Origin of the sequence: Frigoribacterium sp. Leaf263, assembly GCF_001422285.1 — a bacterium.
Classification (GTDB): Bacteria; Actinomycetota; Actinomycetes; order Actinomycetales; family Microbacteriaceae; genus Frigoribacterium.
The window spans coordinates 577,762-590,670 of record NZ_LMMO01000003.1 but is presented as its reverse complement, the minus strand read 5'-3'; the positions used below and the strand labels follow the sequence as shown (position 1 = coordinate 590,670).

Genomic DNA, 12,909 nt, shown 5'->3' with positions numbered 1-12,909 from the left:
CGGCGAGCCGATCTCGGCGCAGCCGCCGAACGGATCGCTCAGGGCGGGCGGCCGACGGGTCGCTCAGCGGGGCCGGTCGCCCCGCATGGAGATGGTCGTCACCATGCGCTCGAGCGCGTAGATCGCGTCGCGCTCGGCGCCCTTGACGGCCGCATCGGTCTCGGCCACGACCTCGATGCATCGCCCGAGGCCGGCTTCACTCCAGCCTCGGACCTCCCGCTGCGCACGGTCGACCTGCCAGGGCGCCATGCCGAGCTGCGAGGCCAGCTGGCCAGACGGCCCGTACGCGCCGTGCACCTTGGCCATGCCCCGGATCTTCATGGCGAACGCCGCGACGACCGGCACGGGGTCGGCGCCGGACGCGAGCGCATGACGCAGCAGCACGAGGGCCTCGCCCTGTCGCCCCGCGACGGCCGCGTCGGCGACCTTGAACGCGTTCGTCTCGACGCGCCCCTCGTAGTACTTCTCGACCGTCGCCTCGGTGATCTCCTCGGCGGCGTCCGAGATGAGCTGCTGGCACGCGCTGGCGAGTTCGGCGAGGTCGTCGGAGAACGCGGTGACGAGGGCGCGCAACGCGCCCGAGGTCGCCCGCCGGCGCTCGGCCGCGAATTCGGCGGCGGCGAAGTCGAGCTTCTCGGTGTCCTTCTTCAGCTCGGCGCAGACGACCTCGATGCCCTGACCCGTGCCCGAGCGGATCGTGTCGAGCAGCTTCTTGCCCCGGACTCCCCCGCCGTGGCGCAGCACGAGATAGGTGTCGTCGGCGGGCGACTCGAGGTACCGCAGCGTCTCGGTGAGGAACGCGTCGGTGCACTTCTCGATGGTGGCCACGCGGATGAGACGCGGCTCGGCGAACAGCGACGGGCTGGCCAGGGTGATCAGCTCGCCGGGCTGGTAGTGGTCGGCCTCGAGATCATGGACCTCGAGACTCGGGTCCTCGGCGGTGAGCTGGTCGCGCAGCTGCCGGACGGCACGATCGGCGAGGAACTGCTCGGGGCCGCTGACGAGGATCACGGCGGCGGGCCGGATGCGGTCCCACCCGACCTGGTCGATGGCGACACCGGTCTTCTTCGCCGGCTTGGCACTCGCTCGCGCGGCCACGGTCCTCCTCCGGCGACCGGATGCGGAACGGACGCCGCGACCAGCGTAGACGAGGCCTCCGACGAGGAGGCGCGCTCCCGCCACAGACGGAGCCCGCCGTCGTCGACCATCACGGCCGCGGATCCGTCGAGGTCGGAGCGGGCGACGGCGGCGGACGTCTCCGCGAGGACCTCGAGCAGCGGGGCCGTCGGGTGCCCGTAGGTGTTGTCGGCCCCCACCCCGATGAGCGCGACCGGCGCGCCCAGCGCGTCGTACAGCGCGGCGTCCTGATCCGCCGAGCCGTGGTGCGCGACCTTGACGACGTCGATCGGGCCCGCGAGGGTGCCGGTCGCCCGCAGGCGACGCTGCTCGACCTCGCCGAGATCGCCGAGACCGACGAGGTCCGGGCATCCCGCCCGGCACCCGTCCGACGGCCGGAAGCGCGTCACGAGGCTGGCCCCGTTGCCCGGCGCCGGCGACGAGCCGGTCGCGGACGGCCAGAGGACCTCCCAGCGGAGGCCCCCCAGCTCGCCGTGCGTGCCGGCCCGGGCGTCGACGACGCGCACCCCGGCGGCCCGCAGGCTCTCGACGACCTGCTCGTCGGCCCTCCGCCCCACCGGGCCGACGAGGGCGACGTCGGCGCGCTCGGCCACGACGGCCACGGCCCCGATGTGGTCGGAGTCGAAGTGGGTGAGGACGAGCAGATCGAGCCGATCCACGCCGAAGAGGCCGAGGCAGCGGGTCAGGGCCTCCTCGTCGTCGCCCGCGTCGATCAGGGCCACCCGACCCGCGCTGCGGACGAGGACGGCGTCGCCCTGCCCGACATCGCACTGGGCGACCGCCCAGTCGCCCGGGACGCTGCTGCGCGCGCCGACGACCCGTCCCGCCACCGCGCCTCCGGCGATGACGACGACGGCCACGAGAGCCGTCGCGGCCGCCCGTCGGAGGGGGCCGGAGCGACGGGCCAGGACGATCACGACGATCAGGGCGGTCAGCACCGACAGGAGCCCCACCGCCACGACCCCCTGCCCCCAGTCGATGCGTGCCGCCGGCCAGGTCGCCACGGAGCGCGCCACCGCGGCGACCCAAGAGGCCGGCGCCCACGCGACCTGGGCCACCAGCGCCGCCGGCCCCGGCGCCCACCCTGCGAGCACGCACACGATCAGTCCGAGCACGGTGGCCACCGGCGCGGCGGGCTCGGCGAGCACGTTCGCGGCGACGCCGTGGAGCGGCAGCCCGGGGTCGAGGAGGAGCAGCACCGGGCCGCAGGCGAGCTGGGCCGCGATCGGCACGGCCAGGACGAGCGCGAGGGGCTCGGGCATGATGCGGGAGAGGAGACGTGCCAGCGGCGCGGCGAGGACCACGAGGCCCGCCGTCGCGAGCACCGAGAGCGCGAAGCCGAGGCTCCGCGAGATCCACGGGTCGGCCAGGAGCATGCCCGTCACGGCGACCGCGACCACGGGAAGCCCGGAGACCGGTCTCGAGCCGGCCAGATGGCCGAGCACGACGAGGGCCATGATGGTCGCCCGGACGATGCTCGCGTCGGGGGTCACGAGCACGAGGAACGCCAGGAGCACCGCCGCCGCCGCCGCCACGCGGACGACCCGCGGCACGCCGAGCGCTCCCCCGACCAGCATGGTGAGCGCGACGAGCACCGCGCAGTTCGAGCCCGACACGGCCGTGAGATGCGACAGGGACGACGTCCGCATCGCCTCGGTCAGGTCGTCGGGCACGGCCGAGGTGTCGCCGATCGCGAGTCCGGGCAGGAGGGCGGCCCCGTCGCCGGAGAGTCCCGCGGTGACGTCCCGGAAGGAGGCGCGCATCGCCTCGGCCCGCCCGGCGAGTCCCGACGCGGGCTCGCCGGGTCGCAGGGCGCCGCGGGCCGCGACCACGAACGGGGTGTCCCCGCCCGGCTCGACGGGCAGCACCGTCGCGCGCAGGCCGACCCGCTGACCCGCCTCGACGGGGTCGGTCGTCCGCGGGCCGAGCACCAGGACCGACACGCGTCCGTGCCACGCCCGGTCGCCGCTGGTGACGGAGCGGGCGTCGAGCGCCGCGACACGAGACGCCGCCGTCACGCGTTCCGACGCCGTGCCCTCGAGTTCGACGGTGTGGCCCACGAGGGCCACGAGATCGGGCGGGTACCGGGTGTCGTGGCGGACGGCGGCGCCGGCGATGAGCAGGGCGGCGAGACCGGCGCCGAGTGCGACGAGCACGAGCGTCGCCAGGAGGCGGCCGGGTGCCGCTGTGGCGCCCCGCGCCTCCCGGGATGCTTCGCGGCGGCGGGCGACGACGACCGCGGCGGCCAGGGAGACGAGCGTCACGACGCCGAGGGCGACCGCCGCCGGTCCGAGCCGTGCGGGGAACGGCAGCAGCGCGACGAGCGCCGCCCAGGCGACCCCCGTGGGCACGGCCCACCGGATGTCGAGCATCGGCCGCGCGTCGTTCACACCGTCACCAGCGGGCGGAGCCTCTCGAGGGTCTTCTCGCCGATGCCGGGCACGCCGAGCAGATCGTCGACCGAGCGGAACACGCCGTTCTCCTCGCGCCAGTCGAGGATCGCGCCGGCGGTCGCCGGGCCGACACCCGGAAGGCTCTGCAGCGCGGCGTCGTCGGCGAGATTCAGATCGACGGCACCCCCGGTGGCGGCACCCCCGGACGCCGGTTCAGCGGCACCGCCCGCCCCTCCCCCCTCGGCCGCCTCGGCGGCGGGCTCGCCCACGGCGGGCACCCGCAGCTGCTCGCCGTCGACGACCGGTCGGGCGAGGTTCACCCCGGCCTGATCGGCGCCGTCGCCGAAGCCGCCCGCGGCGGCCACGACGTCGACCACCCGCGAACCGGCCGGCAGCTCGTAGAGCCCCGGCGAGACCACCGCGCCGTGCACATGGACGAAGAGGACGCCGCCCGCGGCCTCCACCCCGCCGGACGGCGCGCCGTCCGGTCCGCCCGCCACGGCGTCGGACGCGCCCGACGACGGAGGCGACGTGACCGCGATCGTCCCCGCGCCTCCTGCCGTGGAGAGCGCGGAGACGACGACGGTGACGACGAGCGCCGCGAGCACGAGCACCACGGCCGCGCCGACCCCCACGCGCCAGCGCGGACCCCGCGACGGGTCGGGGGCGCTGCTGAACGAGACGGTCATGGCGGCACGCTACGAGTCGCCCGACGACCCCCGCGGACGACGACGGCCGCCCTGGGGAAACCAGAGCGGCCGTCGCGGACGGTGAGGACGCATCCGCCCCCGGAGGATCACTTCACCGCGATGTTCACCAGACGCGGCGCGCGCACGATGACGTTCACGATCTCCTTGTCGCCGATCGAGCGCTGAACGGCGACGGAGGCGCGGGCCAGCGCCTCGAGCTCGTCCGAGCCGATCTTGGGCGAGACCTCGAGGCGGTCGCGCACCTTGCCGTTGACCTGCACGACGGCGGTGACGCTCGTCTCGACGAGCAGCGTCGGGTCGGCCTTCCGCCAGCCGTGCGTGGCGACGGCGACGCCCTCGTAGCCGAGCTTCTCCCACATCTCGGACGCCGTGTAGGGCGCGAAGAGCGACAGGCCCAGCGTGACCGTCTCGACGGCCTCGCGGACGGCGGGGTCGCCCGCGCCCGCACCCGAGTCGACGACCTTGCGGATCGCGTTGACGAGCTCCATCAGACGGGCGACGACGACGTTGAACTTGAACGCCTCGGTGAGGCCGGGGGCCTCGGCCAGGAACCGGTGGGTGACCCGGCGGAGGGCCTGGTCGCCGTCGGCCCACACGACGTCGGGTGCGCTCGAGACCTCGCCGGCCAGGCGGAACGCCCGGGCGAGGAACTTCGCGGACCCGGCGGGCGACACGTCGGCCCAGTCGATGTCGTCCTCCGGAGGACCGGCGAAGGCCATCGTCAGGCGGATCGCGTCGACGCCGTGCTTCTCGATCTCTTCGGAGAGCGTGACGAGGTTGCCCTTGCTCTTGCTCATCTTCGCGCCGTCCTGGAGGACCATGCCCTGGTTGAGCAGCGCGCTGAAGGGCTCGGTGAAGTCGAGGTGACCGAGGTCGAACAGCACCTTCGTGATGAAGCGCGCGTACAGCAGGTGCAGGATCGCGTGCTCGACGCCGCCGACGTACTGATCGACCGGGGCCCACCGGTTCACGACGGACGGGTCGAACGCGCGCTCGGCGTCGTTCGGGCTGAGGAACCGCAGGAAGTACCACGAGCTGTCGACGAAGGTGTCCATCGTGTCGGCGTCGCGCTTCGCCGGGGTGCCGTCGATCGGGTTCGGCACGTTCACCCAGTCGACGGCCGCGCCGAGCGGCGAGCTGCCCTTGGGTTTGAGGTCGAGGCCCTCGGTGGGCGGCAGCAGCACGGGCAGCTGGTCTTCGGGCACCGGGATCTCCGTCCCGTCGGCGCCGTGCACGATCGGGATGGGGGTGCCCCAGAAGCGCTGACGGGAGATGAGCCAGTCGCGCAGGCGGTACGTCTTGGCGCCCTTGCCCGAGCCCGAGGCCTCGAGCAGCTCGATGACGCGCTTGATCGCGTTCGACTTGCTGAGACCGGTGAGCTGACCCGAGTTCATCAGGCGGCCGTCGCCGGTGAGGGCGACGCCCGTCTCGCGCGGGTTCAGCTCGGGCAGGTCGTCGGGCAGGATCGCCTGACCATCCGCGTCGAGCTCGAGCTTCGGGATGACGCCCGTCACGGCCGCGTTGGTGTCGACGACGACCCGCACGGGCAGGTCGTACTCGATGGCGAAGTCGAGGTCGCGCTGGTCGTGCGCGGGCACGGCCATGACGGCGCCGTGACCGTAGTCGGCGAGGACGTAGTCGGCGGCCCAGACCGGCATCGGGTCGCCGGTCAGCGGATTGACGGCGACGCGCCCGAGGGGCACGCCCGTCTTCGGCCGGTCGGTCGACTGGCGCTCGATCTCGGTCGACTTCTGCACCGCCGTCAGGTACTCGGCGAAGCGCTCGCGCACGTCGTCCGTCGCGTCGGCCACGAGCTCGGCCGCGAGGTCGGAATCGGGGGCGACGACCATGAACGTCGCGCCGTACAGGGTGTCGGGTCGCGTGGTGAAGACCGTGACCCGCTCGTCACGCCCCTCGATCTCGAAGTGCACGTCGGCTCCGACCGAGCGACCGATCCAGTTGCGCTGCATGTTGAGCACCTTCGACGGCCAGCGGCCCTCGAGCTGGTTGAGGTCGTCGAGCAGGCGGTCGGCGTAGTCGGTGATCTTGAAGTACCACTGCGTCAGCTTCTTCTTGACGACGACGGCGCCCGAGCGCTCGCTCGTGCCGTCGGCCAGCACCTGCTCGTTGGCCAGCACGGTCTGATCGACCGGATCCCAGTTGACCCAGCTGTCCTTCCGATACGCCAGGCCCTTCTCGTACATCTTGAGGAACAGCCACTGGTTCCACTTGTAGTACTCGGGGTCGCTCGTGTGCAGCACGCGATCCCAGTCGAACGACGGCGCGTAGAGCTTCATGCTCTGCTTCTGCTGCTCGATGTTCGCGTAGGTCCATTCGCGGGGGTCGACGCCGCGCTTGATGGCCGCGTTCTCGGCCGGGAGCCCGAAGCTGTCCCACCCGATCGGGTGCAGCACGTTGAAGCCCTGCTGACGCCAGTAGCGCGCGATGACGTCGCCGAGCGCGTAGCCCTCGGCATGACCCATGTGCAGGTCGCCCGAGGGGTACGGGAACATGTCGAGGATGTACTTGCGCGGGCGCTTGTCGTCGGGGTCGACGGCGAACGGCTTCGCCTCCTCCCACACGGCCTGCCACTTGCGCTGCAGCCGCGCGACGTCGTACTCGCGCTCCTCGTCGTGACGGGGCGGGCGCGGGGACTCGTCGGCGGAGGCTGTGTTGTCGTGCTCGTGTGCCACGGGACTCTCATTCATTCCTGGGGAGGGACGCAACCGGCTGCGGGGCACGTCGGAGTGCGGGCACGGCGACCCGACGATCTAGCGTAGATGACGGGCCCGTCGTCCGCCGAACCGGACTCCGGGGGCGGCGCCGGACTCAGGAGGCGCGGGTCGCGTCGTCCGCCAGCACCGCCAGCAGGGCGGCCGCCTTCACCCCGACCTCGTCCCACTCGTCGCGCGGGACCGACGACTCGGTGACCCCGCCGCCGACCCCGATGGTGGCGACGCGGACCGAGCCCGCGCACCCCGGGCCCTCGTGACGGGCCCCGCCGTCGGCGCCGCCCGTCTCGACGACGATGGAGCGGATCACCATCGCGAGCGAGACGGCTCCGTCGAGGCCGATGAGGCCGACGGCGCCCGAGTAGATCCCGCGGGGGCGCGCCTCCCAGGCGGACAGCAGCTCGACGGCTCGGCGCTTCGGCGCACCGGTCATCGACCCCGCCGGGAACAGCGAGGCGACCGCGTCGAGACCGGTGGCACCGGCTCGCAGCCGCCCGCGCACCGTGCTGACGAGCTGGTGGACGGCCGGGTACGAGCGGACGGCGAAGAGCTCGACGACCTCGACGCTGCCGACGGAGCAGACCCGCGTCAGGTCGTTGCGCACGAGGTCGACGATCATGAGGTTCTCGGCGCGCTCCTTCTCGCTCGTGGCGAGGTCGTGCGCCAGCTCCGCGTCGACGGCGGCGTCGGTGCTGCGGGGGCGGGTGCCCTTGATCGGCGACGACGAGACCCGGCCCCCGGGGGTCACCTCGACGAACGCCTCGGGCGAGGCGCCGAGCACGCTCGTGCCGCCGATCCGCACGAACGACGCCTGCGGGGCCGCGGAGGCGCGCCGCAGCCTCCGGTACAGGGCCAGGTCGTCGTCGACCCCCTCCACGGTCACCCGGGTCGTCGGGCAGAGCACGTACGCCTCGCCGTCGGCGATCGCAGCCTGGCAGCGGGCCACCAGGGCGAGGTAGGCCGCCGCATCGTGGTCCCAGCGCGGAGGAGCCGAGGAGGCGCGGTGCGGGACGATCGCGCGCCGCGCCTCCTCGGCCGCGAGATCGTCCCACCTCGCCCGGACGTCGTCGAGCCACGCGCGATCGGCCGTGCTGACGGCCTCGACGGTCCGCCGGGCGTGATCGAAGACGAGCGCGCGGTCGGTGCGCAGGAGCGCGAGATCGGGCGGGCCGCCGTCGTCGTGCCGGGGGGACGCCCCGTGCAGTCCGCCGTCGCGCTCGAGGAGGCGCAGACCCAGGCCGTAGCCGAGCCAGCCGGCCCACCCCAGCGGATCCGCGTCGTCGCGCCGGTCGGCCGAGGAGGCGCGGAGGGCGTCCCAGGCCGCGTCGAGACCGCCGTCGGAGGCCCGGGCGGTGACCGCCGTGCCCCACGCGACGACGGACCGGCCGGTCGTGGCGCCGACCCCGGCGTCGATCCAGACGACGTCGCCGTCGGCGGCCAGGCACGAGACGACGAGTTCTGGGTCGCGCCACACGAGCGGCGCACGGACCACCGGAGGGCGCATAGCCTTGAGTTTATGAGCACGGCGACGATCCTCCGGTGGCACGACGGACGCCTCGAGACCGCCGCCGACGACGACCTCGGCCCCGACGGCACCGCACCCCGTCGCATCGAGCTCGCCGTCGCCGACTCGTGGCTCGTCGACGACGGCCGGGTGCGGGCGCTCGACGTCCACCGCGCCCGCTTCACCGCCTCGGCGGCCGCCGAGCTGGCCGCGCGCGGCACCGGCCCCGCCGACTCCCCCGACGTCGACGCGTTCTGGGCTGCAGCGGTCGCCCGGCTGCCGTGGACGGGCCGCTGGTTCCCCCGGGTCGAGCTCGTCTCCGCCTCCGCGACCGACGCGACCCGCGCCTCCTCGACGGAGCTCCGGCTGCGGCTGCGGCCCGCGCCGCCGGCCTCCTCGTCGGTGGTGCTCGCCACCGCGTCGCACGACCCGCGGACGCTGCCTCTCGTCAAGGGGCCCGACCTCGACGCCCTCGGACGCGTGCGCGACGAGGCGCGACTCCGCGGCGCCGACGAGGCGGTCGTGCTCTCGGACGACGGCCACGTGATCGACGGCGCCTGGAGCTCGATCGTGTGGTGGCGCGGCGACGCGCTCTGCCTGCCCGCCGACGACCTGCCGCGACTGCCCGGGGTGACCGTCCGCACGCTGGCCACGCTGGCGGCCGTGATGGGGATCGACGTGCTGCACGAGCACGCCCGACCCGACGAGCTCGACGGCTTCGAGATCTGGACGACGAGCGCCCTGCACGGGCTGCGCATCGCCACCGACTGGGTCGACGGCCCCTCGCCCGCCGAAGAGCCCGGCCGGCTCGCCCTCTGGCGGAGCCGGCTCGAGGCGCTCCGCCGGCCGCTCCCGCCCGGCTAGGCGCGACCCCGCGTCCCGGTCTCGCGCCGGTGCACGTCGACGCGCCGATCCGGTGGGCCGACGCGCCGATCCGACGGGCCGGGCCTAGGAGGCGCGGGTCGGGTCGATCACGCGACCGTCCTCGATCCGCACGCGTCGGGTCACCAGCCGCTCGTCGACGGGCACGTGCGAGACGAGCAGCACGGTCGTCCCGTCCTGGCGAGCCGTCGTGAGCACGTCGGCGATCAGACGCTCGGCGAGATCCGCGTCGAGTCCGGCCGTCGGCTCGTCGAGGACGAGCACCGGGAACCCGTGCAGCAGCGCTCGCGCCACCGAGATCCGCTGCGCCTGACCGCCCGAGACGAGGGCGCCGCGCTCGCCGAGACGGGCATCGAGGCCCCCGCGGGTGCGCACCCACCCGGCGAGATCGACCCTCTCGAGGACGCTCCAGAGGTCGTCGTCCGACGCCGTGTCGCGGGCGAAGAGGAGGTTCTGACGGACGGACTCGTCGAAGAGGTACGGCTCCTGCTCGAGCAGGCCCACCGTGGCCCTCACGCGCGCGGCAGGCACATCGGACGCCTCACGACCGCCCACCTCGTACCGCCCCTCGTACGCGAGGAACCTCGCCAGGACGGCGGCCAGGGTGCTCTTGCCCGCACCGCTCGGTCCCTCGATCACGATGCGCTCCCCCACCCGCACGTCGAGGTCGACGGACCGGAGGGCCGTGCGAGCCGACCCGGGCCAGGAGGCCGAGAGCCCCCGGAGGCGCACGGCCGAGCCGCCCGGCGGCGGCAGCGGGAGGCGGGCCGAGGCGACGTCGACCACGTCGGCGCCGGCTCCTGGGCCCGCGTCGGCGTCGGCATCGGCGTCCGCGTCGGCATCCGCGTCGGCATCCGCGTCGGTGTCGGCGTCGACGACGACCTCGGGCGGTGCGACGGCCGGGACGACCGACTCGAGGCGGTCGGCGCTCGCCCGGACCCGCCGCCAGGCGAGCACGGCCGTCGGGACGGAGCCGACGACCTCGAACACCGCCAGGGGCACCAGGGCGACGAGCGCGAAGGCCGGACCCGGGAGATCGCCCGTAGCGACCGACGGGGCCGCTGCGAGCACGGTCGCCCAGACGGTCGCCCCCGACAGGAGCGAGACGAGCGCCGCCACGACTCCGGTCGACGTCGCCCGTCGACGGGCGGCGGCACGGAGGTCGTCGTCGAGGCGGGCGACCCGGTCGAGCTGCCCGTCGACGGCGTCGAAGGCGACCAGCACGTCGAGGTTCTGCAGGGTGTCGAGGACCGCGCCTCCGAGAGCCCCCCGGCGGTCGGCCAGGGCCTGCTCGCTGCGGCGGGCGAGGACGTCGGCGCTGAGGCACCCGACGACGAAGGCCACCACGAGGCCGACGGCGAGCACGAGCGCGGCCCGAGGTGAGAAGAAGGCGACTCCGACGACCGACGCGACCGACGCGGCTCCCGACACGACGAGGGGCTGCACCACGCGCAGCGGGAGGTCCTGCAGCGCGTCGACGTCGCTGACCATCCGCGAGAGCAGGTCGCCGCGGTCGACCCTGCCGAGACCGGCGGGAGCGATCCGCACGAGTCGCCGGTAGAGCTCGGTCCGCACGACCGCCAGCTGTCGGAACGCCGCGTCGTGGCTGGCGAGGCGCTCGAGGTACCGGAAGAACGCCCGGGCGAGGGCGAACGCCCTGACCCCCACCATCGACAGGGTGAGGAAGAGGATCGGCGGCTGCTCGGCCGCATGGGTGATGAGGTGAGCCGACGCCGCCAGCAGGGCGATGGCGCTCACGGCGCTGACCGCACCGAGGAGGACCCCGGGCAGCGAACGACGGAGCGACGGCTGGGCCGCACGCAGCAGGGAGCGCGTCATCGGCGATCGCCCCCGGACTCGACGGGCACCGGCTCGACGGGCACCGGCTCGACGGGCACGGGCTCGACGGAAGCAGCGGCCGGGATGCGGACGACGGCGTCGGCCGCGTCGCGGATCGCGGTGCGGTGCGTCACGACGACCACCGCCACGCCGGATCGCGCCACGGCGACGAGGCCGGCCACCAGGCGCGCTTCGGTGACGGGATCGAGAGCGGATGACGGCTCGTCGACGAGCAGCAGACGCCCCGAGCGGCGACGCAGACGGTGAATCGCCCGGGCCAGGGCGACCCGCTGAGCCTGGCCGCCCGACAGACCCCGGCCGCCGGCGCCCAGGACGGCCGCGGGATCGAGGTCCGACCCGCCGACGTCGTCGAGGGCGCGCCGGACGTCGGCGGGGTCGAGCGGTTCGCCGAGGGCGACGTTCTCGGCGATCGTCCCCGAGAGGAGACCGGCGGTCTGACCCGACCAGGCGATCTCGGCCGGCATGGGCGCCCGCCCGGCGTCCCGCCAGACCACGGCGCCCTCCGCCGGCACTGCTCCGCGGAGCGCGGCGAGAAGCGACGACTTGCCGGCACCGCTCGGGCCGACGACGGCGACGAGGCGCCCCACGGGGGCGACGAACGACGTCGCTGCCAGGGCGAGCGCGCCTCCTCGGTGCACCTCCAGCCCGGAGACGACGAGCGCGTCGGATTCCGCGACGACCCCGACCTCCGATGCGGGCGTCGGGACGACGGGCGACGGGCCCACCGCCTCGACCTCGTCGAGCAGCTCGATCACGTCGGCGGACGCGGCGACGCCGTCGGACGCCGCATGGTAGTTGGCGCCCACCTGACGGAGCGGCAGATAGGCCTCGGGCGCGAGGAGCAGCACGAACAGGGCGACGGGCAGAGCGAGAGAACCGTCGACGAGACGGATCCCGATCGACACGGCCACGAGGGCCACCGACAGCGACGCGGCGAGTTCGAGGGCGAAGCCGCTGAGGAACGACACCCGCAGCACCGACATGGTCTGCGTGCGGTACTCGTCGGTCAGACGGCCGATGCGAGCGACCTGACGACGCTCGCGCCCGAACACCTTGAGGGTCGAGAGCCCGTTCACCGCGTCGAGGAACGCCGAGGCGAGACCGGCCAGACGATCCCACTGGCGGGCCTGCGCCGTCCGGGTCGTCCAGCCGATCAGCACCATGAAGACGGGGATGAGCGGCAGGGTCGCCACGACGATCACGGCGGAGAGCCAGTCGCTCGCCGCCATGACCCCGACGATGATCGGCGTGCTGAGGGCAGTGAGGATCAGCTGGGGCAGGTACTTGGCGAAGTAGTCGTCGAGCGCGTCGAGCCCCGGCCCCACGAGCGTCGCCAGCCGGGCGGAGTTCCGCCGGGCCAGCCACTCGTGTCCGCGGTCGACGACGGCGCGAACGACCCGGCGGCGCAGCTGGCTCTTGACGACGGCGGCGGTCCGCGCCGCGACGGCTTCGAGCGACCACGAGACGAGCGAACGGACCACGACCGCGATCGCCAGGCCGACCAGCGCCTCCGCGAGGGCCGGGACGCCGCGCCCGTCGACGACGGCGACGACCGCCCGCGACGCGTACCAGGCGACGGCCACGACGCAGAGGGTCTGGACGACGCCGAGCAGCGCCCCGATCGCGAGGAACGACCGGGCCGCCGCCGCGTAGCGCAGGAGGCGCGGGTCGAGCGGTCTCACGGTCGTCGC

Annotated in this window: 8 protein-coding genes; 1 reads left to right on the top strand and 7 read right to left on the bottom strand. The window is 74.3% G+C overall.

Annotated elements, in window-relative coordinates; genetic code table 11:
* Window positions 1–63: 63 nt before the first annotated feature.
* The 5 genes from holA to ASF17_RS06730 all read right to left on the bottom strand — a co-directional run bounded on the left by holA (window position 64) and on the right by ASF17_RS06730 (window position 8,476).
* Window positions 64–1,098 (bottom strand): DNA polymerase III subunit delta, encoded by a 1,035-nt coding sequence (gene holA / locus ASF17_RS06750; protein WP_055796954.1) that lies wholly within the window; start codon window positions 1,096–1,098, stop codon window positions 64–66.
* A complete protein-coding gene (locus ASF17_RS06745; RefSeq protein ID WP_156357329.1) occupies window positions 1,008–3,509 on the bottom strand; it encodes a ComEC/Rec2 family competence protein in 2,502 nt (833 codons plus the stop codon). Before ASF17_RS06745 ends, holA begins: the two co-directional genes overlap by 91 nt.
* A 14-nt stretch (window positions 3,510–3,523) precedes the next feature.
* Window positions 3,524–4,219 (bottom strand): ComEA family DNA-binding protein, encoded by a 696-nt coding sequence (locus ASF17_RS06740; protein WP_055796948.1) that lies wholly within the window; start codon window positions 4,217–4,219, stop codon window positions 3,524–3,526.
* A gap of 107 nt (window positions 4,220–4,326) precedes the next feature.
* Window positions 4,327–6,933 carry a leucine--tRNA ligase gene (leuS, locus tag ASF17_RS06735; RefSeq protein ID WP_055796943.1) on the bottom strand — a complete coding sequence of 869 codons (2,607 nt, stop codon included), beginning with the start codon at window positions 6,931–6,933 and terminating at the stop codon, window positions 4,327–4,329.
* A gap of 136 nt (window positions 6,934–7,069) precedes the next feature.
* Window positions 7,070–8,476 (bottom strand): anthranilate synthase component I family protein, encoded by a 1,407-nt coding sequence (locus ASF17_RS06730; RefSeq protein WP_055796940.1) that lies wholly within the window; start codon window positions 8,474–8,476, stop codon window positions 7,070–7,072.
* A 12-nt stretch (window positions 8,477–8,488) separates the two neighbouring features.
* Here ASF17_RS06730 and ASF17_RS06725 point away from each other — a divergent pair, with 12 nt between their 5' ends.
* The gene (locus ASF17_RS06725; RefSeq protein ID WP_082475122.1) at window positions 8,489–9,340 is read left to right on the top strand and encodes an aminotransferase class IV; all 852 of its coding nucleotides are present in this window, start codon (window positions 8,489–8,491) and stop codon (window positions 9,338–9,340) included.
* 84 nt (window positions 9,341–9,424) lie between these two features.
* Here the strand turns inward: ASF17_RS06725 and cydC are convergent, their stop codons facing one another.
* Window positions 9,425–11,197 (bottom strand): thiol reductant ABC exporter subunit CydC, encoded by a 1,773-nt coding sequence (gene cydC / locus ASF17_RS06720; RefSeq protein WP_055796936.1) that lies wholly within the window; start codon window positions 11,195–11,197, stop codon window positions 9,425–9,427.
* Window positions 11,194–12,900: a thiol reductant ABC exporter subunit CydD gene (cydD, locus tag ASF17_RS06715; protein ID WP_082475121.1), complete on the bottom strand. Its 1,707-nt coding sequence runs from the start codon at window positions 12,898–12,900 to the stop codon at window positions 11,194–11,196. The genes cydC and cydD overlap by 4 nt, the downstream gene beginning before the upstream one ends.
* Window positions 12,901–12,909: the final 9 nt, after the last annotated feature.

Excerpts from the sequence above, each read along its gene's own strand:
- ASF17_RS06745 (WP_156357329.1), bottom strand. The coding sequence starts at position 3,509 with ATGCTCGACATCCGGTGGGCCGTGCCCACGGGGGTCGCCTGGGCGGCG.
- ASF17_RS06740 (WP_055796948.1), bottom strand. The coding sequence starts at position 4,219 with ATGACCGTCTCGTTCAGCAGCGCCCCCGACCCGTCGCGGGGTCCGCGC.
- ASF17_RS06730 (WP_055796940.1), bottom strand. The coding sequence starts at position 8,476 with ATGCGCCCTCCGGTGGTCCGTGCGCCGCTCGTGTGGCGCGACCCAGAA.
- ASF17_RS06725 (WP_082475122.1), top strand. The coding sequence starts at position 8,489 with ATGAGCACGGCGACGATCCTCCGGTGGCACGACGGACGCCTCGAGACC.
- cydC (WP_055796936.1), bottom strand. The coding sequence starts at position 11,197 with ATGACGCGCTCCCTGCTGCGTGCGGCCCAGCCGTCGCTCCGTCGTTCG.